Below are 23942 nucleotides of genomic sequence, written 5' to 3' on the forward strand. Positions count from 1 at the left end.
GCCTCTACAGTCACCGGCATGGCGACTCTTCCGAACCCGCTGCCGAAGCTCGCAACCGACCCGACGGGCGCCGCGCTCGGTCTCCAACTCCCGCCCGGCAGGCTCCTCGACGCGACCTGCGAGGACGAATCGCACGGGCCGCTGCTGTGGCTCGCCGACCAGCCGGCGGTGCCGGGCGCCTGGGCCGCGCTGGCCCCGGCCCGGCGGACCGCCGGCCTGCTGCCGGTCGTCCTGGACGCGGGCGGCCGCCATGGCGGCCCGCAGATGTGGGAGCTGACGCCCGAGGCGATGTCGTACCCGGGAGATCACGACGCCGACGAGGTGCTGGCGGACCTCTGGGACGAGTACGCGGCCGGGGAGACGGAAGAGGAGTGGCCCGGCATGGCCGACGCGCCCGCCTCCGCCGGAGCCGTCGCCGCCGACGACCCTGACGCGGTCGCCGTCGACATCGCGGACTCCCTGCTTGACGGCGGCGGCCTGCTGGAGGACCCCCGCCTCGCCCTCGTCCCGGCCCGGCGCAGCGCGGACGTTCCGGCGGCGATCGGCTGGACGGGGCCGGTGAACCACGAGGGCGACACCGCTCGCCTCTGCGCGGTGCTCCGCTCCTGGGAGGACCGCTTCGGCATACGGGTCGTGGCGCTCGGCTTCGACCACCTGCTCGTCTCCGTCGCGTTTCCGCCGACCACCGCGGCCGAGGCGGAGGCCGTCGCCGCCGAGCACTTCGCGTTCTGCCCGGACAACATCCTGCAGAGCGGTGACAGCACCGTGCAGGCGTACGCCGAGAAGCGGCTCCTCAACCAGCCCGCCTGGCACTTCTGGTGGGACTGACCGCCGCGCCCTCCGCCGTCACTCCGGCAGCACCCGCATCCCGTCCGGCACCTCGATGCCGAACTCCTCGTCCAGCAACCGCCGCGCCTGCTCCTCCTGCGTCACCTCCCGCTCGACGACCGCCCCGTCCACCGGCGTCCGCGTGAGCAGCCGGCCGCTGAGCAGGAGGTGACGTTCGGCGGTGACGCTCTGGACGTAGACACGCTGGGTGAAAGGCGAGCGCGGATTGGTGCCGATGTGCCAGTTGATGACCTCGAAGTCGGGCTTCTCGAACGGCTCCAGCGTGAACGCGTACTGATCCGCCCAGTCGCCCTTCGCCCGGTCGTGGGCCTGGAGCACCCACAGCTCCAGCGGCCCGTGGTGCGGGGCGTGGACGAGCCGGTGCCGGCGTTCCTCGTCCCGGAACTCGACACCGGCCGTCAGCGGCACCGGCTCCAGCAGCGCGCCGATCGCGCCGAAGCCGACGTCCGCGAGATACGGCTGCGGGTCGCCGGGCTCCTCGACGAGCAGCGCCATGTGGGTGCGCGGGCGGCTCTCGACACGGTCCGCCCCCACGACCACGCGCGCGGCCAGCCGGGTCACGCCGAAGCCCAGCGCCTCCAGCGCGCACGCGAGCAGCGTGTTGTGCTCGTAGCAGTAGCCGCCGCGCCGGCTGTGGACCAGCTTGGCCATCAGGTCGGCCGGATCGAGGGAGGGTGCCGTGAGCCGCAGGGCGTCCAGGTTCTCGAAGGGGATGCCCCTCATGTGCGCGAGGTGCACGCCCCGAAGCGTCGCCACGTCGGCCCGCCGCTCGCCCTCCCAACCGATCCGTCGGAGGTAAGCGTCGAGGTCGAACCCCGCCTGAACCGTCTGCGCTGTGTCGGCCATGCCCTAAGCCTGACGCAAACCCTCCCCGAGCCGCCTCAGCCCCTCTCCGATCTCCGCGGGCGTCTGCGTCACGAAGCACAGCCGCAGGGTCGACCGGTCGGGCTCGCCGGCGTAGAAGGGTGCGCCGGGGACGTACGCCACGTCCTGCCGCACCACCTTCGGCAGCAGAGCCGTCGTGTCGTACGACTCCGGCAGCCGGGCCCACAGGAACATGCCGCCCTCGGGACGGGCCCAGGCCGAACCCTCCGGGAGGGCCCCGGGCAGGCCGGCGAGCATGGCGTCGCGGCGTTCGCGGTAGACGTCCCTGACGTGGGCGACGTGTGCGTCGAGGCCGGTCAGGTAGCGGGCGGCGGCGAGCTGGTTGAGGGTCGGCGTGTGCAGGTCGGCCGCCTGCTTGGCGACCACGCAGGCCCGGCGCAGGGCTGCCGGGGCGCGCAGCCAGCCCAGCCGCAGGCCCGGTGCCATCACCTTGGAGAAGGAACCGAGCAGCACCGTACGGTCCTGGGCCCCGGGGTAGGACGCGATCCAGGGCACGCGTTCGCCCTCGTAGCGGAGTTCGCCGTAAGGGTCGTCCTCGACGATCCACACCCCGCTCCGGGCAGCGGCCTCGGCGACGGCCGCTCTGCGCTCGGCGGGCAGGGTCCTGCCGGTCGGGTTCTGGAAGGTGGGCACGGTGTAGAAGAGCTTCGGCCGCTCCCGCGCCACCAGCTCCTCCAGCGCCTGCGCGTCCACCCCGTCCGCGTCCCCCGGCACCGCCACGACCCGGGCTCCAGCGAGGCCGAAGACCTGAAGTGCCGCCAGATAACAGGGGTCTTCGACAAGGACCGTGTCCCCGGGATCCAGCAGCGCGGTGGCCAGGAGCGACAGACCCTGCTGGGAGCCGGTGGTGATGAGAAGGTCGTCGGCGTCGGTCGCCAGGCCTCCGGCCGATATGCGCGCGGCGAGCCCGGTGCGCAGGCTCGGTTCGCCCTCCGTCGTGGAGTACTGCAACGCCCGCTCCGGCGTCTCGGCGAGCACATCACGGAAGGCGGCCGCGATGCCCTCCCGGTCGAACAGCTCCGGCGCCGGCAGCCCGCCCGCGAAGTTGATGACCTCGGGCCGCGCGGTGACGGCGAGAATGTCCCGCACGGGCGACCCGCCGACCGCCCCGGCCCGCGCCGCGAGCGGCGGCACGGCGGCCGGGGTGTGGCGGGGTGCGGGAGGCGCGGGCTCGGTGACGGTCATGACACGGCTCCTTCGGCTCGACGACGAGCGTGACGGCTCGTGCCGGGCAGCCTAGGGAATTACGTGTCACCTACAAGCAGCTTTTCGGTATCCGGACTCCGCCGCCGCACGGCGGGGTCTTTCAGCACTCCGGACGTCCCACACCAGGCTGTTGGGACATGACGTTCCCGCAGCTCAACCCGTATACCGCCGCTCGGGCGTCCCGAAATCGCGGGGAACCCTGGCGGCAGCGAGGGATGATCACGGAGGCTGGGGGCCGACCCCAACCCCCACCCAAGGAGAGGGCCCAGCACATGTCCGCGTCCGCACCCCCCGCACGTCGCCCGTACGCCCGGCTCCTCGCCGCCACGCTGGTGACGATCGCCGCGCTCACGCTGACGGCGTGCGAGGACGGCGAGGGACTGCGCGACGAGGGCCCGGCCGCCCTCCATGACCCGGGGACGACGAAAGGCCACCCGGACGACATCCGGGCGGCCTTCAGGCCTTGAGGCCCACATCACCGGCTCATGGCATCACGCGTGCGCCGGGATCTCCTTGGGGCTCGGGCCGTACTTGTTCGCGCCCGGCTGGGTGTCCGAGCACAGGAAGACCAGCATGACGATGAAGCCGACGAGCGGGACGATCCCGATGAGGATCCACCAGCCCGTGCGATCGGTGTCGTGCAGTCGGCGCACCGTGACGGCCAGGGTGGGCAGCAGGAGCGCGACCACGAAGACGCCCACGAGGGCCGGGAAGTCGATCGCGTAGCCGACGGCCATGACCACGATCTCGAAGATCAGGTAGAACAGCGTGAACATCCAGTATTCCTTGCGGCGCGCACGGCCGCTGAACACCGCGTACTTCTTGAGCACCTCGATGAACCAGTTCACTGCATCCCCCCAGGGATCGACATATGACTGACCGTCCGAAACGGATCAGGCCAGGCGCAGAAGCTACGAACACTGACGGGAACCCGTCAATTCGGTTTGTCTGCGCAGCTCATGGCGCCGAACCTTGATCACCCGCCCTATCCCGCCCGTCAGCGACCGGCGAATTCAGGACAGATCCATCGAAGATCACCGAGTATCCCCGCGCGCGTCCCGCGGGGATGCGGCGCCGCAACCGGAACTGCCCCGATCCGAGTTCCAGTCGTGGCCGAAATGAATGCGTTCCGATGCCGGACCGATCCGGAACCGTTGCCGTGCCGTCGGCCGTTTCGTCGGCGAAGTCTTCGTCGCCGACGTCTTCGTCAGCGAAGTCCCCGTGCCGCCTCGACGGCCCAGTAGGTCAGAATGTTGCGGGCTCCGGCCCTCTTGATGCCGGTCAGCGCCTCCAGGATGGCCCGGTCCCGGTCGATCCAGCCCTTCTCGGCGGCGGCCTCGATCATCGAGTACTCGCCGGAGATCTGATAGGCGGCGACCGGCACGTCCACCGCGTCGGCGACCCGCGCCAGGATGTCGAGGTAGGGCCCGGCCGGCTTGACCATCACCATGTCGGCGCCCTCCTCCAGGTCGAGGGCGAGCTCCCGCAGCGACTCCCGCGCGTTCGCGGGGTCCTGCTGATACGTCTTCCGGTCACCCTGCAACGACGAGCCGACGGCCTCCCGGAACGGCCCGTAGAAGGCGGAGGCGTACTTGGCGGTGTAGGCGAGGACGGCGACGTCCTCCCGCCCGATCTGGTCGAGCGCGTCCCGGACGACGCCGATCTGCCCGTCCATCATCCCGCTGGGCCCGACCACGTGGGCACCGGCGTCGGCCTGTACCTGCGCCATCTCGGCGTACCGCTCCAGGGTCGCGTCGTTGTCGACACGCCCTTCCGCGTCCAGCACCCCGCAGTGCCCGTGATCGGTGGTCTCGTCGAGACACAGGTCGGACATGACGAGCAGATCGTCCCCCACTTCGGCCCGCACATCCCGGATGGCGACCTGGAGAATCCCGTCCGGATCGGTCCCAGGAGTCCCGAGGGCGTCCTTCTTCGCCCCCTCGGGCACCCCGAAGAGCATGATCCCGGAGATGCCGGCCTCCACCGCCTCGGCGGCGGCCTTCTTCAGGCTGTCCCGCGTGTGCTGGACGACCCCCGGCATGGCCGCGATCGGCACCGGCTCGCTGACGCCCTCGCGCACGAAGGCCGGGAGGATGAAGTCGGCGGGGTGCAGCCTGGTCTCGGCGACCATCCGCCGCATGGCCGGGGTGGTCCGCAGACGCCGCGGCCGCGTACCGGGGAAGGATCCGTACGTCGTCATGCCACCTACGCTACGCCCGCGTCGGAGCCGCCTTTGCCGACGCGACGTCGGACGGAACACGGCCCCGGCGGCCCGCATGCGACCCCCCACCCACCGGGTCCATCCTGAAGTAGAGACCTCCCAGGCCCCGCAGGCCCCCGGACACAAGGACCCCGACGGCCCCGCCCCACCCGCCTCGCCGCCGCCGTCCCTCCGTACGTACGCACTCCACGGAGGACGCGATGACCGCCACCCACCACCTCAACACCCCCGACCTCTTCGCCCTGTCCGAGATCCACGGCCCGGTCCTTCGCCCCGGCGACGACGGCTACGCCGACGAGGTCACCGGCTTCAACCTGGCCGCGCTGCACACGCCCGACGTGGTCGTGGGTGCGACGGACGCCGACGACATCGTGACGGCGCTGCGCTGGGCGTCGGCCACCGGCACCCCGGTCGCCGTGCAGGCGACGGGCCACGGCGCGAACTTCCCGATCGACCACGGCCTGCTGATCAGCACGGCCCGCATGACGGACGTACGCATCGACCCGGACCGGCGCCTCGCCACCATCGCGGCCGGCGCGAAGTGGCGCCACGTCCTGGAGGCCACCGCACCGCACGGCCTCGCCGCGCTCTCCGGCACGTCCACGGACGCCGGCGCGGTCGGCTACACCCTGGGCGGCGGCCTGCCGGTCCTCGGCCGGGCCTACGGCTACGCGACCGACCTGGTCCGCTCGTTCCAGGTGGCCACACCCGACGGCACCCTGTACGAGTCCGACCCCGACCACGAGCCGGAACTGTTCTGGGCGCTGCGCGGCGGCAAGGGCAATGTGGGCGTGGTGACGTCGATGGTCTGCGAGTTGCTGCCCCTGCCCACGATCCTCGGCGGCGGCATCTACGCCTCCGGCGAGCACACAGAGGCACTGCTGCACGCCTGGGCGGACTGGACCAGGACGGTCCCGGACGAGATGTGCAGCACCTTCTCCCTCCTCCGGCTCCCACCCATCCCGGAGATCCCCGAACCCCTGCGCGGCGGCTTCTGGGCCCGCGTCGCGATCGCCTGGCCCGGCGACCCGGCCGAGGGCGAGCGCCTGCTGGCCCCGATCCGCGCGGCGGCGCCGGTGGCGGTCGACATGGTGGAGGAGATGCCGTACGCGGCCCTCGACCGCATCCACATGGAACCGCAGGACCCGCTGCCGGCCCGCGAGGCTTGCGCCCTGCTGCGCGACCTGACCCCCGACGCGATCGGCACGTTCCTGTCCGAGGCGGGCCCGGACGTCCCCGACTTCCCCCTGCTCGTGGTGGAGATCCGCCACATGGGCGGCGCCCTCGCCCGCCCCGCCCGCCTGGAGGACGCGATCTGCTCCCGGGACGCGAACTACCTGCTGGAATCGGTGGGCGTCCTGGCAGCGCCACCGGCGGCAGAGGCCATAGAGATGGCCACAAGGTCCCTGTACACGGCGATGACCCCCTACGGCACGGGCCACACAATGATCAACATCCACGGCACCCCCGGCGACTCCGAGGACCGCGCCCGAGCCTGGACGCCCGAGACCTGCACCCGCCTGACCCAGGACAAATCAACCTACGACCCGTCGAACCTGCTCCGCTTCGGCCACACGGTGCCGCTGTAGCCCGTCCGGCGTTCGAGACGAGGCCGTTCAGGCCGATCAGAGTCCAGGGGGCGCAGCCCCCTGGACCCGCACACCTACGTCGTGGACCGCCGCCGCCGGGCCCCCGGCCGCCGCTCACTCGGCCGAGTAACGGGATCCCCCGCCTCGACCGCCGCAGCCCGCCGCCGCAACCCGAACTCGGCCAACGCCTCAGCCAGCTTGTGCACGGACGGCTCCGGAGCCATCACATCCACCCGAAGCCCATGCTCCTCGGCAGTCTTCGCGGTAGCCGGCCCGATACAGGCGATCACAGTCACGTTGTGCGGCTTGCCGGCAATCCCCACCAGATTCCGCACAGTCGAGGACGACGTGAAGAGAACGGCATCAAAGCCACCGCCCTTGATCGCCTCCCGCGTCTCGGCCGGCGGCGGCGAAGCCCGCACGGTCCGATAGGCCGTGACGTCGTCGACCTCCCAGCCCAGCTCGATGAGCCCGGCGACCAGCGTCTCCGTAGCGATATCGGCCCGAGGCAGGAACACCCGGTCGATCGGATCGAAAACGGGGTCGTACGGGGGCCAGTCCTCCAGCAGCCCCGCAGCCGACTGCTCGCCACTGGGCACGAGATCCGGCTTCACACCGAACGCGATCAGCGCCTTCGCGGTCTGCTCCCCCACCGCGGCGACCTTGATCCCGGCGAACGCCCGGGCATCGAGCCCGTACTCCTCGAACTTCTCCCGCACGGCCTTGACCGCGTTCACCGAGGTGAAGGCGATCCACTCGTACCGCCCGGTCACGAGCCCCTTGACCGCCCGCTCCATCTGCTGAGGCGTCCGCGGCGGCTCGACGGCGATCGTCGGCACCTCGTGCGGCACGGCCCCGTACGACCGCAGCTGGTCGGAGAGCGAAGCCGCCTGCTCCTTCGTACGCGGCACGAGCACCCGCCACCCGAAGAGCGGCTTGGACTCGAACCACGACAGCTGGTCGCGCTGGGCGGCGGCGGAACGCTCACCGACCACGGCTATCACCGGCCGCCCGCCTTCGGGCGAGGGCAGCACCTTGGCCTGCTTCAGCGTCTGGGCGATGGTCCCGAGGGTCGCGCTCCAGGTCCGCTGCCGCGTGGTCGTACCGGCGACGGTCACCGTCATCGGCGTATCGGGCTTGCGCCCCGCCGACACCAGCTCACCGGCGGCCGCGCCCACGGAATCCAGCGTCGTCGACACGACGACCGTCCCGTCCGACGCCCCGACCTCGGTCCAGCACCGGTCCGAAGCCGTCCGCGCGTCCACGAATCGCACGTCCGCGCCCTGCGCGTCCCGCAGCGGCACGCCGGCATACGCGGGCACGCCCACGGCAGCGGCGACACCCGGCACGACCTCGAACGGCACGCCGGCCGCGGCACACGCCAGCATCTCCTCGGCGGCGTACGTGTCGAGCCCGGGATCCCCGGACACCGCACGCACGACCCGCCTGCCGCCCCGTGCGGCCTCCATGACAAGATGTGCGGCATCCCGCACTGCGGGTAGCCCAGCGGCTGTTGACGCGCCGTCAACAACCGCTAGCTGAGGCGTGCCTGTGCCCACGGCGGCGTCCGAATCGGGACCCGTGTCCGTGTGCACTTCGGCGACGCCCTGCCTGGCGTGCTGACGTACGACGTCGAGCACCTCGTGCTCGGCGACCAGTACGTCCGCGTTCGCCAGCGCTTCGACGGCGCGCAGAGTCAGCAGCCCCGGATCCCCGGGTCCGGCACCGAGGAAGGTGACGTGCCCGTGTTCAAGGCCGGCGGGAAGAGTGGTGGGGCTCACTGTGCTCGCTCCCCCATCAGACCGGCCGCGCCCTGGGCAAGCATCTCGGAAGCGAGTTCGCGACCGAGCGCCAGCGCTTGGTCGTGCGTCTCGGGCACGGGACCGGTGGTGGACAGCTGCACCATGCGAGTGCCGTCGGTCGTGCCGACGACGCCCCGCAGGCGCATTTCCTTGACAATCTGCCCGTCGGCCAGAAGGTCGGCCAGCGCACCCACAGGTGCACTGCAACCGGCCTCCAGGGCGGCGAGCAGTGAGCGCTCGGCGGTCACGGCGACCCGCGTGAACGGGTCGTCGAGTTCCCCGAGCGCGGCGATCAGGTCCGCGTTGTCCGCGGTGCACTCGATCGCCAGTGCCCCCTGGCCGGGGGCGGGCAAAACAGTGTCGACCGACAGGAAGTCGGTCACTTCGTCGATGCGGCCGATGCGCTGCAGACCCGCCGCAGCGAGCACCACCGCATCCAGCTCGCCGTCGCGCACGTACCCGATGCGCGTATCCACGTTCCCGCGGATCGCGACCGTCTCGATGTCCAGCCCGTGGCTGCGCGCATACGCGTTGAGCTGCGCCATGCGGCGCGGCGAACCCGTACCGATGCGCGCCCCGCGCGGCAGGTCGGTGAACTTCAGGGAGTCCTGCGCGACGATCACATCGCGCGGGTCCTCCCGCTCGGGAACGGCCGCGAGGGTCAGTTCCTCGGGCTGCGTGGTCGGCAGGTCCTTGAGGGAGTGCACCGCGAAGTCGACCTCGCCCTTGAGGAGCGCGTCGCGCAGGGCGGTGACGAAGACGCCGGTGCCGCCGATCTGCGCGAGCGCCTCGCGCGAGACATCGCCGTACGTGGTGATCTCGACCAGCTCGACGGGCCGTCCGGTCACCTGGCTCACGGCGTCCGCGACCTGCCCGGACTGGGCCATGGCGAGCCTGCTGCGCCTGGTGCCGAGCCGTAGTGCCTGCTGAGTCATCGTGGGCCTCGGTCCTTCTCGGTGCTGTCCTCGGCGCGCGAGACGGAGGCCACCGTCTCCTGGTCGAGGTCGAACAGGGTCCTCAGGGCATCCGCGTACCCCGCGCCGCCCGGCTCTGCCGCGAGCTGCTTGACCCGCACGGTCGGCGCGTGCAGCAGCTTGTCGACCACCCGCTTGACGGTCTGCGTGATCTCGCCGCGGTGCTTGTCGTCGAGCCCGGGCAGCCGCCCCTCCAGACGGGCGATCTCGCTCGCCACGACGTCGGCGGCCATCGCGCGCAGCGCGACGACGGTGGGCGTGATGTGAGCGGCCCGCTGAGCCGCTCCGAAGGCCGCCACCTCGTCGGAGACGATACGGCGGACCTGGTCGACGTCGGCCGCCATCGGGGCGTCGGCGGAGGCGTCCGCCAGCGACTCGATGTCGACCAGCCGCACCCCGGCCAGCCGGTGCACGGCGGCGTCGATGTCGCGCGGCATGGCGAGGTCCAGCAGGGCGAGCACCGGCGCGGGGCGGGACGCCTCGACCGGCTCGGGCTTGCGGCGCTCGGGGATCCGGCCGACGGTGGCCACGGTCGCGGCGAGCGCGGTGATCAGCTCGGCGTCGGCCTCGGGGCTGCGCCGGGCGGCTTCACGGCGGTCGACGGCTCCGCCCGCGGCCCAGGCCGCGTGCTGCTCCAGGGTGGCCGCGTCCATACCGGCGACGGCGGCCTCCCCCATGACAGAGAAACCTCCCTGCACGGAGCCGAGATCCAGCGGGCAGTCCTCGTCGGTGCCGACGCTGGTGGGCGGCAGCGGGGTCTGGCGTACGTCGCCGGCGTCGGCGGCGCTCCTGGCGGCCGGCGCCTTGGCAGCCGTACGGCCGCTGTCGCCGGCTTCCTCGAAGGCGACCCGCTGACCGGTACGGCCCTCCACGCCCGCGGCGATCTCCTCGGCCGTGAGGACGAGTCCGGTCGCGCCGGTGCAGGACACGACGACATCGGCACGTGTCAGCTCGACCGGCACCGACTCCATCGGTACCGCGCGGGCCGGCACGTCCGTACCGTCGCTCTCACCGAGGCCCTGTCCGTACTGCTCTCCGAGCAGGACCGCGAGGCGCTCGGCGCGGTCGTACGTGCGGTTGGCGACGACGATCTCGGCGACACCGGCACGCGCGAGCGTGGCGGCGGCCAGCGAGGACATCGAGCCGGCCCCGATGACCAGGGCCTTCCTGCCGCGGGCCCACGCCGTGACGTCCGCCCCGGCGGCGAGCTGCTCCAGGCCGAAGGTGACCAGGGACTGCCCGGCGCGGTCGATGCCGGTCTCGGAGTGGGCGCGCTTGCCGACGCGCAGGGCCTGCTGGAACAGGTCGTTCAGCAGCCGTCCGGCGCTGTGCAGCTCCTGCGCCTTGGCGAGGGAGTCCTTGATCTGCCCGAGGATCTGCCCCTCCCCGACGACCATGGAGTCGAGCCCGCAGGCCACCGAGAACAGGTGGTGGACGGCCCGGTCCTCGTAGTGGACGTAGAGGTAGGGCGTGAGCTCGTCGAGCCCCACCCCGCTGTGCTGGGCGAGCAGCGTGGACAGCTCGGCGACACCGGCGTGGAACTTGTCCACGTCGGCGTACAGCTCGATGCGGTTGCAGGTGGCCAGCAGGGAGGCCTCGGTCGCCGGCTCGGCGGCGACGGTGTCCTGCAGCAGCTTGATCTGGGCGTCCGCGCTCAGCGCGGCGCGCTCCAGGACGCTGACCGGGGCGCTGCGGTGGCTCAGCCCTACGACGAGGAGACTCATGCCGGCATCACGGCGGGTACGTCCCCGTCGGGCCCCTGGTCGGTGGATCGGTCGGACTCGCGGGTGACGGCGGCCGGTCCGGCACCGTCGGAGTGGGCGTGGGCCTCCTCGCCGGCCTTGCGCTGCTCGTGGAAGGCGAGGATCTGCAGCTCGATGGAGAGGTCGACCTTGCGCACGTCGACGCCGTCCGGGACGGTCAGCACGGTCGGCGCGAAGTTCAGGATGGAGGTGACCCCGGCGGCCACGAGCCGGTCGCAGACCGGCTGGGCGGCACCGGCGGGGGTGGCGATGACGCCGATCGACACGCCGTTGTCCTGGATGATCTTCTCCAGGTCGTCGGAGTGCTGCACCGGGATCCCGGCGACGGGCTTGCCGGCCATGGCCGGGTCGGCGTCGATGAGCGCGGCGACCCGGAAGCCACGGGAGGCGAAGCCGCCGTAGTTGGCGAGCGCGGCGCCGAGGTTACCGATACCGACGATCACAACCGGCCAGTCCTGGGTCAGCCCCAGTTCGCGGGAGATCTGGTAGACGAGATACTCGACGTCGTAGCCGACACCGCGCGTTCCGTACGACCCGAGGTACGAGAAGTCCTTGCGCAGCTTGGCGGAGTTGACCCCCGCCGCGGCCGCGAGTTCCTCGGAGGAGACCGTGGGTACCGAGCGCTCCGACAGTGCGGTCAGGGCGCGGAGGTACAGCGGAAGCCTGGCGACGGTGGCCTCGGGAATCCCTCGGCTACGGGTCGCCGGTCGGTGAGTTCGGCCAGTTGCCACGGTGCTCCTGCGGGTAGAGCGTGGGGGCAGGCGGTCACACGTACCTAGACCGCCCCGTCGAATGCAGGCTATGTCTTTGTGAACGCGTGCACAAAGATGGTGTCCGATTTGCCCGCCCAACGTGACCGGGCTCACGCACGCCCGGCGCACTGGTGTGGAACCGGCGCATACGCACCACCGTTCCTCAACTCTTGGGGGCAAAACCGCACACTCTCCTCAACGATGCCCGCCCCCGAGACCAAGTCGCCGTCGATCCTAAGCCGTTTTCGGAGTAGTTGGACTACCCGGTCAGTGCTTTGCGGAGGCGATTCTCGTTCACACGCCAGAACGTGTGCTGGGCTCCGTCGACGAGGACGACGGGGATCTGTTCCCAGTACTGGTCGTGGAGTTGGGGGTCCTGGTCGATGTCCTTCAGCTCCCACGGAACCCCCAGTTCGTCACACACCTTCTCGACGACGATCTGTGCGTCATCACACAGATGACAATCGGGCTTGCCGATCAGGGTGACGAGCCGGTTCTGCGGGGATTTGGCTGCGGCGCGACGAAAGAGGGGGCTCATGTCAGCCATTCTCGCGCGCCGGCGCGCGTGTGCGGAGCTGACGCCGAACGGGTGCTGACGGGACGCATCACCACGCTGTTTAACTAGGCGGTCGCGGAGAGTTCACAACCTCCAAACCTCTCGACTCCGGAAGCACCGAACAAACTGGCTATGCTCACGGTCATGGCCGCTCTTGGATGGCTCACTCCCCGTAGGCGCTCCGCCACGGCGCGGAGCGTGTTGGCTGGCGAGGCTTCGGCGGAGGCAGCGCGCAAGTCGTCGCAGGAAGCGACAGCGACGGAGATCTCCGACGTCGAGCCGGAGTTCCCGGTACTCGGCGACGAGCAGGCTGCCGCCTTCTTCGACCTGGACAACACCGTCATGCAAGGTGCTGCCCTCTTCCACTTCGGCCGCGGCCTGTACAAGCGGAAATTCTTCGAGACGCGCGACCTCGCCCGGTTCGCCTGGCAGCAGGCGTGGTTCCGGCTGGCGGGGGTCGAGGATCCGGAGCACATGCAGGACGCCCGCGACTCGGCACTGTCGATCGTGAAGGGCCACCGGGTCGCCGAGCTGACGTCGATCGGCGAGGAGATCTACGACGAGTACATGGCCGAGCGCATCTGGCCGGGTACGCGCGCCCTCGCCCAGGCGCACCTGGACGCCGGCCAGAAGGTGTGGCTGGTCACGGCCGCCCCGGTCGAGATCGCCCAGGTGATCTCCCGCCGCCTCGGCCTGACGGGTGCCCTCGGCACGGTGGCGGAGTCGGTGGACGGCGTCTACACCGGCAAACTGGTCGGCGAACCGCTGCACGGCCCGGCCAAGGCGGAGGCCGTCCGCGCCCTGGCCGCCGCGGAGGGCCTGCACCTCTCCCGCTGCGCGGCCTACAGCGACTCCCACAACGACATCCCGATGCTCTCCCTCGTCGGCCACCCCTACGCCATCAACCCCGACACCAAGCTCCGCAAACACGCCCGCAAACTGGACTGGCGCCTACGCGACTACCGCACCGGCCGAAAGGCCGCGAAGGTCGGCATCCCGGCGGCGGCAGGAGTGGGCGCGGTGGCCGGCGGCACGGCAGCGGCGATCGCATTGCACAGGCGGCGGCGCTAGCGGGGACTTCGGCTGCGGGCCGATGCCCGTCCGGCATCCGAGGGTGAGGGCTACACCATCCCTAACCCCGCGCGCCGAGGGTGTGGGGCTACGCACGGCTGCAGACGGTACTTCTCGGCGCCGGTCCGCCATTTCAGCCCGTCCGGCGTTTGAGGACGAGGCCCGTTCAGGGCCAACAGCGGGGGTCTGGGGGCGGCAGCCCCCAGGGGCCGGGGTCGAAGGGGCAGAGTGCCTGCAGGACGGGACAGGTAGGGGCGGCGGGGGCGAGGAACGCTCGGAGGCGCCGAGTTGACCACGCCCGGGCGGCGAGCCAATCCGCACCCCCTACCCCCACAACCCCCTGTCCAGTCCCCTTGGCTGCACACGGCCACAACACGCCCCGGAGTAAGCCGGAACACGGACGACTTCGATCAACAACCTGTCACTCTCCGGCACTTGATAGGACGTCAATCGGTTACAGAAGAGACGCAATCGATGATTTGAGCAACTGGGCGTAGCAGTGCCTGCACGAAGCGTTATTCTCCTCAGACGCAATCCGGTACCCCCTCCGTCGCTACGACGGGTGAACGGTCCCGCACTGCACGTGATGGAAGCTCTGCCTCTGGGAGTCCCGTGTACCCACACGTCGGGGTTGACGCCTCGGGCCTGGCTACGCTGCGCGCAACGGTCCACAACCTGTTGCGCGGCTTCGTCCCCACCGCGTACGCCGTCCCCGCCCTCGCCGTAACCACCGTGCCCGTAGGCCCGTGCTACGCGCTCGCCGACGGCAGCGCCGCCGTCAGCAGACGCGGACGCTCGACCGGCGCGGCAACCGCCCGCCGGCCGGCCGCGGACAGCGACAGCGCTCGAATGATGGATCTCGTGGAACGCGCGCAGGCCGGCGAGGCCGACGCGTTCGGCCGGCTCTACGACCAGTACAGCGACACCGTCTATCGCTACATCTATTACCGGGTGGGAGGTAAGGCCACCGCCGAGGACCTCACGAGCGAGACCTTTCTGCGCGCACTCCGCCGGATCGGCACCTTCACCTGGCAGGGCCGGGACTTCGGCGCCTGGCTCGTCACCATCGCCCGCAACCTCGTCGCCGACCACTTCAAGTCCAGCCGCTTCCGGTTGGAGGTGACCACCGGCGAGATGCTCGACGCCAACGAGGTCGAGCGCTCCCCGGAGGACTCCGTCCTGGAGTCCCTTTCCAACGCCGCCCTCCTCGAGGCCGTACGACGCCTCAACCCGCAACAGCAGGAGTGCGTCACCCTCCGATTCCTCCAGGGCCTCTCGGTCGCCGAGACCGCCCGTGTCATGGGCAAGAACGAGGGCGCCATCAAGACCCTCCAGTACCGCGCCGTACGCACCCTCGCCAGGCTGCTCCCGGAAGACGCCCGCTGAGCGGCCCCCTACCGAACCAACACACTCCGCAACCTTCAACTCACCCTCGGTGAAAGTCCGTTGACTTCGCGGCTCGTTCATCCTCCGTCCGTAACCCAAGTGCCAAGCCGCTCGTTGTGCGGGATGCAGGCTCCCTGTGGTCACTCTCTGGCCGACTCTGATCACTCGATCGTGTGGATTCGGTCAGGGCGTGCAACCCTCAGGACCCCCTGGGGAGTCGACCGTCATGACGAGAGGAGGTGCCGCCAGTGATCGCGAACGTATCGGCGCACCGGCGGGCGAGCGCCTTCGCCCAGGCCCTGGAGGAGCTGACCGACCGGGTCTCGGCGGCCGAACAGGCCGAGCAGCCCGATGGATCGGCACCGGCACCGGCAGCTGCGGAACAGACTGAGCAGGGGCGCTTGCTGGCCCTCACCACAAGTCTGGACGAGCTGCCCAAGCCTGTGCTCGACCCGGAGGTCAAGGTCGTCCAGCGGGCCCAGCTCGTGGCCGCGATGGAGGCCATGCTGCAGGAGGGCACCGCGGAGGGCGGGGCGAGTCCCGCCCTGCCCGAGCAGCGTTCGCATCGGGCACGGGGCGCGCACCGGGCGTCCCCGCTGGGCAAGCTCCGGCCACGTTCCCGGCTGGCCAAGGGCCTGACCGCGGGCGGGCTGAGTGTGGGAGTCGCCGCGGGGGCCTTCGGCGGAGTCGCGGCCGCGAGTTCCGAGGCCCTGCCCGGTGACTCTCTCTACGGCCTCAAGCGCGGCATGGAGGACTTCAAGCTCAATGTCCTGGCCGACGGCGACGACGAGCGCGGGCGAACATATCTCGACCAGGCCTCCACGCGGCTGAGCGAGGCACGTCGGCTGATGGAGCGTGGCCGTGGCGGACACCTCGACCACGAGTCGGTCGGCGAGGTCCGTCGCGCCCTGTCCGGCATGCGCCACGACGCCTCGGAGGGGCACCGCCTGCTCCGTGAGGCGTACGAGCGCGACCCTGGCTCCCTGGGGCCCATCCAGGCCCTGTCCGCCTTCTCCCGCTCGCACCGAGCGGCGTGGGGCGTCCTGCGCGAGCGGCTTCCCCTCCAGCTCGGGGACGTCAGTGACCAGGTGTCGTCGGTCTTCGACGCCATAGACGAAGAGGTCGCCCCGCTGCAGTCCCTCCTCCCGCCGGCTCCAACACAAGGCGGCGACGGAAAGCGGCAGGACGGCTCCGGATCGGCATCCACCGGCACGTCCGGCTCCGACCGGTCGGCCCGCCCCAGCGCGGGCGGCGGCGGTTCCTCCGACGGCAACCGGTCCAGCGGCCCCAGCAAGTCGGCCGATGGCTCCACCGGCGAGGGCGAAGGCCTGCTCGGCGGAAACACCGGCGGCCTGCTCGACCCGCCGAAGGACACCGGCAGCGCCGGCGCCTCGCCGTCCACGTCCACCCCGAGCACCGAGCCCGCCGTCACGCTCCCGCCCCTGCTCCCGGGCCTCCTGCCCGGCCTGGGCATCGACAGCGAGGACGCGAACTAGCAGCCGTAGAGCCACGTCGTACGTCGATGGGGGCGCCCCTTCTCACAAGGGGCGCCCCCATCGACGTATCAGAACACCGACGTATCCGACGTAACTGACGTATCAGAAGAACACCGACCGCCGCTGCACCAGCAACTTGTACAGCGTGTGCTGGATCTGCTCCCTGACCTGGTCCGTCAGGTTGAACATCAGCATCGGGTCCTCGGCCGCCTCCGGCGGGTAGCCGTCCGTGAGGATCGGCTCGCCGAACTGGATCGTCCACTTGGTCGGCAACGGGACCGCGCCCAGCGGGCCCAACCACGGGAACGTCGGCGTCAACGGGAAGTACGGGAAGCCCAGCAGACGGGCGAGCGTCTTCGCGTTGCCGATCATCGGGTAGATCTCCTCGGCCCCGACGATCGAGCACGGGATGATCGGGGTGCCCTGGCGCAGGGCCGTGGAGACGAAACCGCCACGGCCGAAGCGCTGCAGCTTGTAGCGCTCGCTGAAGGGCTTGCCGATGCCCTTGAAGCCCTCCGGCATCACGCCGACCAACTCGCCCTGGCCCAGCAGCCGCTCGGCGTCCTCGGCGCAGGCGAGGGTGTGGCCGAGCTTGCGGGCGAGTTCGTTGACCACCGGCAGCATGAACACCAGGTCGGCCGCGAGCAGGCGCAGGTGCCGGCCCGCGGGGTGGTGGTCGTGCACGGCGACCTGCATCATCAGGCCGTCCAGCGGCAGCGTGCCGGAGTGGTTGGCGACGATCAGCGCGCCGCCCTCGGACGGGATGTTCTCGACGCCCTTCACCTCGACCCGGAAGTAGTTCTCGTACACCGGGCGCAGCAGGGACATCAGGACCTGGTCGGTGAGCTCCTCGTCGTACCCGAAGTCGTCGACCTCGTAGTCCCCGGTGAGGCGGCGGCGCAGGAAGGCCAGGCCGCTGGCGATCCGCCGCTCCAGGCCGCCGTCGTCCTGGGCCTTGCGGGGCGGCTGTTCCTCACGTGTCACAGGAACATCATCCTGCGCGAGGGGCCTTCTCGGGAGGGGCTGGACCTCGCGTACCAGCGCGGATTCACCGTTCTTGCGCCGGTTCCCCGCGCTCCGGCGCCGCGGCGGCCGCTGCACGGCGCTCCCGCGGGACCGGTCGTCGTCGAACGGAATGACCTTGGCGTCCGCCATTGTTGATGCGCTCCTCAGTTGGCGCTCTGCGTCGGGGGGTTTCCGCCGCCCAGGACGGGCAGTGCGGCGATCCGGTCGACGGCCCCCGCAAGGGCCTCCGGCGGCAGCAGGCCCGGCGCGCGGCTGCGCGCGAAGTCCGCGAAGGTCTCCGCCGTCGTGTACTTCGGCTTGAATCCGAGCGTCTCTCGCATCTGGTCCGTCGCCACCACCCGGCCGTGCGTGAGCAGCCGGATCTGCTCCGGTGAGAAGTCCGACATACCCAGCGTACGCACCAGGGAGCCCGCCCATGTCACCGCGGGAAGCAGCAGCGGCACGGTGGGGCAGCCCAGGCGCCGGGAGCACTGCGAGAGCAGCAGGACACCGTCGCCGGCGATGTTGAAGGTGCCGCTGTTGAGTGTGCCCCGCGCCGGCTCGTGCGAGGCGATGCGCAGCACCTCGATCACGTCGTCCTCGTGGACGAACTGCAGCCGCGGGTCGTAACCGAACACCGTCGGCAGGACCGGCAGCGAGAAGTACGAGGCGAGCGGCGTGTCCGCGGTCGGGCCGAGGATGTTGGCGAACCGCAGCACGCAGACGGCCACGTCCGGGCGGCGCCGCGCGAACCCGCGGACATAGCCCTCCACCTCGACGGCGTCCTTTGCGAAACCGCCGCTGGGCAGCGACTTGGGCGGCGTCGTCTCGGTGAAGACGGCCGGGTCACGGGGCGCGGACCCATAGACGTTCGTGCTGGACTTGACCACCAGCCGCTTGATGTTGGGGGACTTCTGGCAGGCGCCGAGCAGCTGCATCGTCCCGATGACGTTGGTCTCCTTGACCATGGTCCGGCTGCCGCTGCCGAGCGCGGTTCCGGTCACGTCCATGTGTACGACGGTGTCCGCGCCGCTCTCGGCCAGCACCCGCGCGATGGTGGGCTGCCGGATGTCGGCCTGGATGAAGTCGGCGCCGCCCAGATGATGCTCGGGCGGTACCGCATCCACGGCAACCACCCGGTCCACCTGTGGGTCACGCTGGATCCGTCGTACGAACCTGCCCCCCAGTTGACGGGCCACTCCGGTCACGAGCACGACCTTGCCCAAGATCAGCGCCTTCCTTCCAGCACTCGTACCCTGCCGAGTTCCCCGAGTTCCCCGTGTGCGGCCAACTTAGCGGGTCGATGTTGCGCTGTGATGACCGCCCAATGCATGAAGTGACGGGAATTCCTTGCGTACGACCAGACGGGCCAGCCCTGCGTACAGGCATACGCACGAAGTTCGGCTCATCGCACACATCCTGCTCCACGATCTGGCCCGCGGACCCCAAAAGCGTGTGGCCCCCCACCAGATCCGGTGGGGGGCCACAAACACGCCGCTTTCGCAGCGCGCCGCTTACTTCTTGTTGCGACGCTGAACGCGCGTGCGCTTGAGCAGCTTGCGGTGCTTCTTCTTAGCCATCCGCTTGCGCCGCTTCTTGATAACAGAGCCCACGACTACCCTCGCTCACTTCTCATCACTCGGCGTTGGGCGCCATGGGCCCATACGACCTACGAGGGGCTAGCCTACCCGCCCGAGCGCTGAGGTCGTAATCGAGGGGACGAGGGGGAATCCTGCAAAGCCCTGAGGAGTCCCCCTCACCCGTCGCCGTCAGGCGGTTTCCACCCCCACGTAACTCTCGCGGAGGTACTCGTGAACCGCTTGCTCGGGGACGCGGAAGGACCGCCCCACCCGGATCGCGGGCAGATGACCACTGTGCACCAGCCGGTACACGGTCATCTTCGACACTCGCATCACCGAGGCGACTTCCGCCACGGTAAGGAACTGAACCTCGTTCAGAGGCCTCTCGCCAGCTGCAGCCATGACACACCTGAACCTTCCGCACTCGACGGCCACCGGCTTCCCCTTCCGGTGACTCTTCGTCGTTGCGTGCTCACTCCCCAGGGTAGGGGCGGGTGATGCGAGTGGGGAAGAGGTGCAGCCATCGGCGACCTACTGTGACAGACACGCTCGATTGAGTACGTAGCGGGTAAGCGGCCGGTAGTAATCAGACCGCACAGCGTCATCAAGTGGAACGACGGCGGACACGACCCCTTCGGCCTCCCCCACGAAGAGCGCGGGATCATCGGTATCGGCCAGCCCAATCGCCTCAAACCCCAGCTGACCTGCCCCGCAGACCCACCCGTGATCCCCGATCACCAGCTCCGGCAACGGCCCGCCGGCCTCCGCCGCGGCAGCCAGCGCGGTACGAACTGGGAGCGGTGAGTGCGTGTGTGCGCCGGGCTCACAACCGGGGCGAGAGAGGTCGGGTTCGCGCACCAACGCGACTCCTTGTACGTAGGCAAGGTTGTACGTGCGTAGGCCGAACCGGGTCGTTATGTCGACACAACGACCATGCGCCGGGGTGAGGACGGCACATCCCGCCGCCGACAACGCGTCCGCCAAGGCGGCGTAGAACCCGAGCAGTCGATGCGGGTGCCCGGTACCGAGCAGCACGGGCGCGCCGCGCTGGGCGGCAGCCGCGATCCGATCAGCGAACGCATCCAGTGCTGTCAAAGTCCGCTCCGGATCGATCACATCCAGTCCAGATACGCATGCCGGATCGGCCGAAACCCCACATCTGTCCGCCATCAACGCAATCAAATCCCGCTGCCGCCAACTCCCCGCAGGATCTAGCCCAATGACCACACGCGGATCACGAGCCGCGAACAGCCGATAACTCCTCAGACTCACCTCCCGAGAAGTAGCCACGACCCCGGCAAGCCGAGCATCCAGAAGATGGGCACGAAGCGCTCCGCGACTCACCACGAGAGCGATGGTGACGGACGGAACGGGAGAGAGACGGAGGAACGGGGAAAGGCCGCACAGTTGGGCTAACGGGGACGGCGCTTCTCGAGCCGTTCAGGCCTTCCAGCCCGTCCGGCGTTCGAGGACGAGGCCGTTCAGGCCGAAGCTGCGGTCTGGGGGCGGCAGCCCACAAAGAACCGGGGTCGAAGGGGCAGCGCCCCTTCAAGGACGGGAAAGGTAGGGGCAGCGGGGGCGAAAACTCACCCCCACCTACGGCAACAACCCCCGCAGCGGAAACACCGCCCGCCGAGTAGCCAGCACCGCCTGATCCAGCCGATCCGCAGGGTCGTACCCCGCCTCCCACTCCCCCCAGGAAATAGGCCACCGCCCATCAGTCATCCGCGCCGGCCCCAACTGCCGAGTTCGCGCGAAGACTCCCTGCCGCCACCCCTCCGGAATCATCGCCTCAGGCTCAATCGCCCGCCCCGCAGCAATCCCCACCAGATGAGTCCACGACCGCGGTACGACCTCCACCACGGCATATCCGCCCCCACCCAGCGCAACCCACTTCCCATCCGCGTACTCGTGCGCCAGCTCGTGACAGGCCACCTGCACAGCCCGCTGCGCATCCAGCGACACGGCAAGGTGCGCCAGCGGATCCTCGAAGTGCGTGTCGGCCCCATGCTGGGTCACCAGCACCTGGGGCCGAAAGTCACGGATCAGCTCCGGCACGACAGCATGGAACGCCCGCAGCCACCCCGCGTCCCCGGTCCCGGCCGGCAACGCCACATTCACGGCAGACCCCTCGGCCGCCCCCGCACCCGTCTCCTCCGGCCACCCGGTCTGCGGAAACAACGTACGAGGATGCTCGTGCAGCGAAATCGTCAGCACCCGCGGATCTTCCCAGAACGCCGCCTGCACCCCATCCCCGTGATGCACGTCGACGTCGATGTACGCGACCCGCTCGGCCCCCAACTCCAGCAGCCGGGCAATGGCCAGCGAGGCGTCGTTGTAGATGCAGAAACCCGAGGCACCCCCCGGCATCGCGTGGTGCAGCCCACCCGCGAAGTTCACTGCATGCAGGGCCTCGCCCCGCCACACGGCCTCCGCCGCCCCCACGGACTGCCCGGCGATGAGCGCCGACACCTCATGCATCCCCGCGAACGCGGGATCATCCATCGTCCCGAGCCCGTACGACTGATCCGCCGCCGCCGGATCCGCCGAGGCCGCCTTCACGGCCTCGATGTAGTCCTGCCTGTGCACCAGCCGCAGGGTCGACTCCCCGGCCGGTTGCGCCGAGACGACGTCCATGTCCTTGTCCAGCCCGAAGGCATCGACGAGTCTCCTGGTCAGCGCGAGCCGGACCGGGTCCATCGGATGGTCCCGGCCGAAGTCATAGCCCGTTACTGCCTCGTCCCACATCAGCTGTGCTCGGCCGCTCATGCCCGCCACCGTATCGGTCCGGTTGAGCGGCGAACGAACGGGCGTACACGAGCGTCACCAGCACCAACACCATCGGCACAAGCATCGCCCCGCGATAGCTCCACGCATCCCCCAGCGCCCCCACCAAAGGCGAACCGATCAAAAACCCCACGTAATTGAACACATTGAGTCGCGCAATGGCCGTATCGGAAGCCCCCGGGAACAGCCGCCCGGCTGCCGCGAACGTCTGCGGCACCAGCACGCACAACCCCAGCCCGAGCAGGGTGAACCCCAGCATCCCCACCCACGCCCCCGGCGCCCCGGCCACCACCGCGAACCCGACGGCCGCCACCACGGCCCCCATCCGCACGACCGCGACAGCCCCGAACCGCCGCACCCCGAAGTCCCCGATGGCCCGCCCCAGCAGCGTGGTGACCATATAGACGTTGTACGGCACGGTCGCCATCTGCTCCGAGCTCCCCAGCACGTCCTGGAGATACTTCGCGCTCCAGTTGGAGACGGTCGAGTCGCCGATATACGCGAAGGTCATCACCAGACACAACGGCAGCAGCATCCTGAACACGACGGGCCCACCCTCACCCGCTTGCTCCGCCACGACGACGCCCCTGCCACCCCCGCCGTCGACGTACCACCGACTCCCCACCAAGGCGGCCGGCAACAGCACCACGACTACCGGCAGATACGACACGACCAGCGCCAGATCCCAGTGCGCCCCCACCCAGGCCAACGAGGCCCCGACGATCCCGCCCAGGCTGTACACGGCATGGAAGCTGAGCATGATGCTGCGCCCGTACGACCGCTGCAGGCTCACCCCGAGCATGTTCATCGAGGCGTCGAGCGCACCCACGGCCAGTCCGAACGCGGCCAGGGCGAGCCCCAGCTCGACCATCCGCTCCCCCGCCCCGACCCCGAGCAGCGCCAGAAGCACGACGGGCTGGGACCACCGCAACACCCGGCTCGGCGGTATTCGTTTCACCAGCCGCTCGGTGGCCACACTCCCGACGCCGGCCAGGATCGGTACGGCGGCCAGAAAGGCGGGCAGCAGCGCGTCGGAGACCCCGTACCGGTCCTGGATGGCCGGAATCCGGGTCACGAGCAGGGCAAAAGCGACTCCCTGAGCGAAGAAGCCGAACGCCAACGAGGCCCTACCGCGCCGCAGCACATCAGTCATGGCGGCGAGCGTAGGGCCCCGGGGTACTGGTGGGTAGATCCAGCCAAAGATGAATTTCCCTCAAGTTCGCGGGTCGTCACGCCGATCACATGACACCAGCAGGTCGACCAACTCCCCCATGTCGGCGAAGAGTCGACTGGCCCGGCCCAGCTTCGCGGCGGGCGTCATCGCGGTGAACCCGTACACGTCCATCCCCGCCGCCACGGCAGCCTCCACCCCAAGCGGACTGTCCTCGACAACGACACACCGCTCCGGCGCGACCCCCATCCGCTCAGCCGCGTACAGAAACAGATCCGGCGCCGGCTTCCCCCGACCCACATCCTGCGAGCTGAAGATCCGCCGCTCATCGAAGAACCGCTCAAGCCCCGCCGCCCGATGCCCCACCCGAATCCGCTCATGACTCCCGGACGACGCCACGCAGTACGCCACACCGTCCCCACGAAGCTTCTCGAGCACGTCGGCCGCGCCGGCCACCGCCTTCAACTCCCGCTCGAACGCGGCGAACACACGCGCATGGAAGACGTCATCAAAGTCTCCGGGAAGCCGCTGCCCTGTCCGCTCCAGCACCAACTCATGAATCCGATGCATCGCCGAGCCCATGTAGTCCCGAATGGACTCCTCGTACGAGGTCGGGTGCCCCAGCTCGGTGAGGTACGCGGCAAGGAGCCGGTTGGAAATGGGCTCGCTGTCGACGAGTACACCGTCGTTGTCGAAGATGACGAGGTCATAGCGCATGCGTTTGACCTTAAACGCAGAAAGGCCCACACCATAAGGTGTGGGCCTTTCTCACAATTTGTTCGGCGGCGTCCTACTCTCCCACAGGGTCCCCCCTGCAGTACCATCGGCGCTGTAAGGCTTAGCTTCCGG

23 protein-coding genes and 1 rRNA gene are annotated in these 23942 nt (G+C 70.0%); 6 read left to right on the forward strand and 18 right to left on the reverse strand.

What is annotated here, in order from left to right; genetic code table 11:
• The first annotated feature begins 18 nt into the window (after positions 1-18).
• Complete coding sequence (locus ACZ7L5_RS38260; RefSeq protein WP_471522906.1) at positions 19-828, forward strand: DUF4253 domain-containing protein; 810 nt, start codon at positions 19-21, stop codon at positions 826-828.
• A gap of 18 nt (positions 829-846) precedes the next feature.
• On the opposite strand, the gene ACZ7L5_RS38265 is transcribed toward ACZ7L5_RS38260, so the two are convergent.
• Positions 847-1695: an arylamine N-acetyltransferase family protein gene (locus ACZ7L5_RS38265; RefSeq protein WP_471522908.1), complete on the reverse strand. Its 849-nt coding sequence runs from the start codon at positions 1693-1695 to the stop codon at positions 847-849.
• Positions 1696-1698: 3 nt separating this feature from the next.
• Positions 1699-2919 (reverse strand): aminotransferase-like domain-containing protein, encoded by a 1221-nt coding sequence (locus ACZ7L5_RS38270; RefSeq protein WP_471522910.1) that lies wholly within the window; start codon positions 2917-2919, stop codon positions 1699-1701.
• 293 nt (positions 2920-3212) lie between these two features.
• On the opposite strand from ACZ7L5_RS38270, the gene ACZ7L5_RS38275 reads away from it, so the two are divergent.
• On the forward strand, positions 3213-3407 hold the full coding sequence (locus tag ACZ7L5_RS38275; RefSeq protein WP_471522912.1) for a hypothetical protein: 195 nt from the start codon (positions 3213-3215) through the stop codon (positions 3405-3407).
• Positions 3408-3431: 24 nt separating this feature from the next.
• Here the strand turns inward: ACZ7L5_RS38275 and ACZ7L5_RS38280 are convergent, their stop codons facing one another.
• Entirely contained in the window at positions 3432-3788 is a 357-nt protein-coding gene (locus ACZ7L5_RS38280) for a DUF805 domain-containing protein (protein WP_391406633.1), read from the reverse strand.
• A gap of 359 nt (positions 3789-4147) precedes the next feature.
• Positions 4148-5140: a porphobilinogen synthase gene (gene hemB, locus ACZ7L5_RS38285; protein ID WP_471522914.1), complete on the reverse strand. Its 993-nt coding sequence runs from the start codon at positions 5138-5140 to the stop codon at positions 4148-4150.
• Positions 5141-5361: 221 nt separating this feature from the next.
• Here hemB and ACZ7L5_RS38290 point away from each other — a divergent pair, with 221 nt between their 5' ends.
• Positions 5362-6750, forward strand: a complete 1389-nt coding sequence (locus ACZ7L5_RS38290; protein WP_471522916.1) for an FAD-binding oxidoreductase — start codon at positions 5362-5364, stop codon at positions 6748-6750.
• 74 nt (positions 6751-6824) lie between these two features.
• Here ACZ7L5_RS38290 and ACZ7L5_RS38295 read toward each other — a convergent pair whose 3' ends face one another.
• The 5 genes from ACZ7L5_RS38295 to ACZ7L5_RS38315 all read right to left on the reverse strand — a co-directional run bounded on the left by ACZ7L5_RS38295 (position 6825) and on the right by ACZ7L5_RS38315 (position 12588).
• Positions 6825-8531, reverse strand: a complete 1707-nt coding sequence (locus tag ACZ7L5_RS38295) for a bifunctional uroporphyrinogen-III C-methyltransferase/uroporphyrinogen-III synthase (protein ID WP_471522917.1) — start codon at positions 8529-8531, stop codon at positions 6825-6827.
• Entirely contained in the window at positions 8528-9487 is a 960-nt protein-coding gene (gene hemC, locus ACZ7L5_RS38300; protein WP_328880089.1) for a hydroxymethylbilane synthase, read from the reverse strand. The genes ACZ7L5_RS38295 and hemC overlap by 4 nt, the downstream gene beginning before the upstream one ends.
• Positions 9484-11250, reverse strand: a complete 1767-nt coding sequence (locus ACZ7L5_RS38305; protein WP_471522919.1) for a glutamyl-tRNA reductase — start codon at positions 11248-11250, stop codon at positions 9484-9486. The genes hemC and ACZ7L5_RS38305 overlap by 4 nt, the downstream gene beginning before the upstream one ends.
• Entirely contained in the window at positions 11247-12020 is a 774-nt protein-coding gene (locus ACZ7L5_RS38310) for a redox-sensing transcriptional repressor Rex (RefSeq protein WP_471522921.1), read from the reverse strand. The genes ACZ7L5_RS38305 and ACZ7L5_RS38310 overlap by 4 nt, the downstream gene beginning before the upstream one ends.
• 280 nt (positions 12021-12300) lie before the next feature.
• Positions 12301-12588 (reverse strand): glutaredoxin family protein, encoded by a 288-nt coding sequence (locus ACZ7L5_RS38315; protein WP_471522923.1) that lies wholly within the window; start codon positions 12586-12588, stop codon positions 12301-12303.
• Between the two features lie 153 nt (positions 12589-12741).
• On the opposite strand from ACZ7L5_RS38315, the gene ACZ7L5_RS38320 reads away from it, so the two are divergent.
• The 3 genes from ACZ7L5_RS38320 to ACZ7L5_RS38330 all read left to right on the forward strand — a co-directional run bounded on the left by ACZ7L5_RS38320 (position 12742) and on the right by ACZ7L5_RS38330 (position 16550).
• Positions 12742-13668: an HAD family hydrolase gene (locus tag ACZ7L5_RS38320; RefSeq protein WP_471522925.1), complete on the forward strand. Its 927-nt coding sequence runs from the start codon at positions 12742-12744 to the stop codon at positions 13666-13668.
• A 612-nt stretch (positions 13669-14280) separates the two neighbouring features.
• Positions 14281-15054, forward strand: coding sequence for an ECF subfamily RNA polymerase sigma factor, BldN family (locus tag ACZ7L5_RS38325; RefSeq protein ID WP_362388233.1), 774 nt, complete (start codon positions 14281-14283; stop codon positions 15052-15054).
• A gap of 248 nt (positions 15055-15302) precedes the next feature.
• Positions 15303-16550: a DUF5667 domain-containing protein gene (locus ACZ7L5_RS38330; RefSeq protein ID WP_471522927.1), complete on the forward strand. Its 1248-nt coding sequence runs from the start codon at positions 15303-15305 to the stop codon at positions 16548-16550.
• A gap of 102 nt (positions 16551-16652) precedes the next feature.
• Here ACZ7L5_RS38330 and ACZ7L5_RS38335 read toward each other — a convergent pair whose 3' ends face one another.
• The 9 genes from ACZ7L5_RS38335 to rrf all read right to left on the reverse strand — a co-directional run.
• On the reverse strand, positions 16653-17705 hold the full coding sequence (locus tag ACZ7L5_RS38335; RefSeq protein ID WP_471522929.1) for a lysophospholipid acyltransferase family protein: 1053 nt from the start codon (positions 17703-17705) through the stop codon (positions 16653-16655).
• 14 nt (positions 17706-17719) lie between these two features.
• Positions 17720-18781: an NAD-dependent epimerase/dehydratase family protein gene (locus ACZ7L5_RS38340; protein WP_471522931.1), complete on the reverse strand. Its 1062-nt coding sequence runs from the start codon at positions 18779-18781 to the stop codon at positions 17720-17722.
• 288 nt (positions 18782-19069) lie between these two features.
• Positions 19070-19168, reverse strand: coding sequence for a 30S ribosomal protein bS22 (locus ACZ7L5_RS38345; protein ID WP_003948845.1), 99 nt, complete (start codon positions 19166-19168; stop codon positions 19070-19072).
• A 156-nt stretch (positions 19169-19324) separates the two neighbouring features.
• Positions 19325-19537, reverse strand: a complete 213-nt coding sequence (locus ACZ7L5_RS38350; protein WP_004984898.1) for a helix-turn-helix domain-containing protein — start codon at positions 19535-19537, stop codon at positions 19325-19327.
• 129 nt (positions 19538-19666) lie between these two features.
• Positions 19667-20482 carry a phosphatase gene (locus ACZ7L5_RS38355; protein WP_471522932.1) on the reverse strand — a complete coding sequence of 272 codons (816 nt, stop codon included), beginning with the start codon at positions 20480-20482 and terminating at the stop codon, positions 19667-19669.
• A 249-nt stretch (positions 20483-20731) separates the two neighbouring features.
• Complete coding sequence (locus tag ACZ7L5_RS38360) at positions 20732-21904, reverse strand: acetoin utilization protein AcuC (RefSeq protein ID WP_471522934.1); 1173 nt, start codon at positions 21902-21904, stop codon at positions 20732-20734.
• The gene (locus ACZ7L5_RS38365; protein ID WP_471025875.1) at positions 21855-23075 is read right to left on the reverse strand and encodes an MFS transporter; all 1221 of its coding nucleotides are present in this window, start codon (positions 23073-23075) and stop codon (positions 21855-21857) included. Before ACZ7L5_RS38365 ends, ACZ7L5_RS38360 begins: the two co-directional genes overlap by 50 nt.
• Before the next feature lie 60 nt (positions 23076-23135).
• Positions 23136-23810, reverse strand: a complete 675-nt coding sequence (locus ACZ7L5_RS38370) for an HAD family hydrolase (protein ID WP_471522936.1) — start codon at positions 23808-23810, stop codon at positions 23136-23138.
• Between the two features lie 60 nt (positions 23811-23870).
• A 5S ribosomal RNA gene (gene rrf, locus ACZ7L5_RS38375) occupies positions 23871-23942 on the reverse strand; the annotation flags it as partial.

The organism is Streptomyces sp. NPDC107528 (genome assembly GCF_055639295.1).

Excerpts from the sequence above, each read along its gene's own strand:
- ACZ7L5_RS38335 (WP_471522929.1), bottom strand. The coding sequence starts at position 17,705 with ATGGCGGACGCCAAGGTCATTCCGTTCGACGACGACCGGTCCCGCGGG.
- ACZ7L5_RS38320 (WP_471522925.1), top strand. The coding sequence starts at position 12,742 with ATGGCCGCTCTTGGATGGCTCACTCCCCGTAGGCGCTCCGCCACGGCG.
- hemC (WP_328880089.1), bottom strand. The coding sequence starts at position 9,487 with ATGACTCAGCAGGCACTACGGCTCGGCACCAGGCGCAGCAGGCTCGCC.
- ACZ7L5_RS38270 (WP_471522910.1), bottom strand. The coding sequence starts at position 2,919 with ATGACCGTCACCGAGCCCGCGCCTCCCGCACCCCGCCACACCCCGGCC.
- ACZ7L5_RS38290 (WP_471522916.1), top strand. The coding sequence starts at position 5,362 with ATGACCGCCACCCACCACCTCAACACCCCCGACCTCTTCGCCCTGTCC.
- hemB (WP_471522914.1), bottom strand. The coding sequence starts at position 5,140 with ATGACGACGTACGGATCCTTCCCCGGTACGCGGCCGCGGCGTCTGCGG.
- ACZ7L5_RS38315 (WP_471522923.1), bottom strand. The coding sequence starts at position 12,588 with ATGGCTGACATGAGCCCCCTCTTTCGTCGCGCCGCAGCCAAATCCCCG.
- ACZ7L5_RS38265 (WP_471522908.1), bottom strand. The coding sequence starts at position 1,695 with ATGGCCGACACAGCGCAGACGGTTCAGGCGGGGTTCGACCTCGACGCT.
- ACZ7L5_RS38275 (WP_471522912.1), top strand. The coding sequence starts at position 3,213 with ATGTCCGCGTCCGCACCCCCCGCACGTCGCCCGTACGCCCGGCTCCTC.
- ACZ7L5_RS38305 (WP_471522919.1), bottom strand. The coding sequence starts at position 11,250 with ATGAGTCTCCTCGTCGTAGGGCTGAGCCACCGCAGCGCCCCGGTCAGC.
- ACZ7L5_RS38365 (WP_471025875.1), bottom strand. The coding sequence starts at position 23,075 with ATGACTGATGTGCTGCGGCGCGGTAGGGCCTCGTTGGCGTTCGGCTTC.
- ACZ7L5_RS38360 (WP_471522934.1), bottom strand. The coding sequence starts at position 21,904 with ATGAGCGGCCGAGCACAGCTGATGTGGGACGAGGCAGTAACGGGCTAT.
- ACZ7L5_RS38350 (WP_004984898.1), bottom strand. The coding sequence starts at position 19,537 with ATGGCTGCAGCTGGCGAGAGGCCTCTGAACGAGGTTCAGTTCCTTACC.
- ACZ7L5_RS38260 (WP_471522906.1), top strand. The coding sequence starts at position 19 with ATGGCGACTCTTCCGAACCCGCTGCCGAAGCTCGCAACCGACCCGACG.
- ACZ7L5_RS38370 (WP_471522936.1), bottom strand. The coding sequence starts at position 23,810 with ATGCGCTATGACCTCGTCATCTTCGACAACGACGGTGTACTCGTCGAC.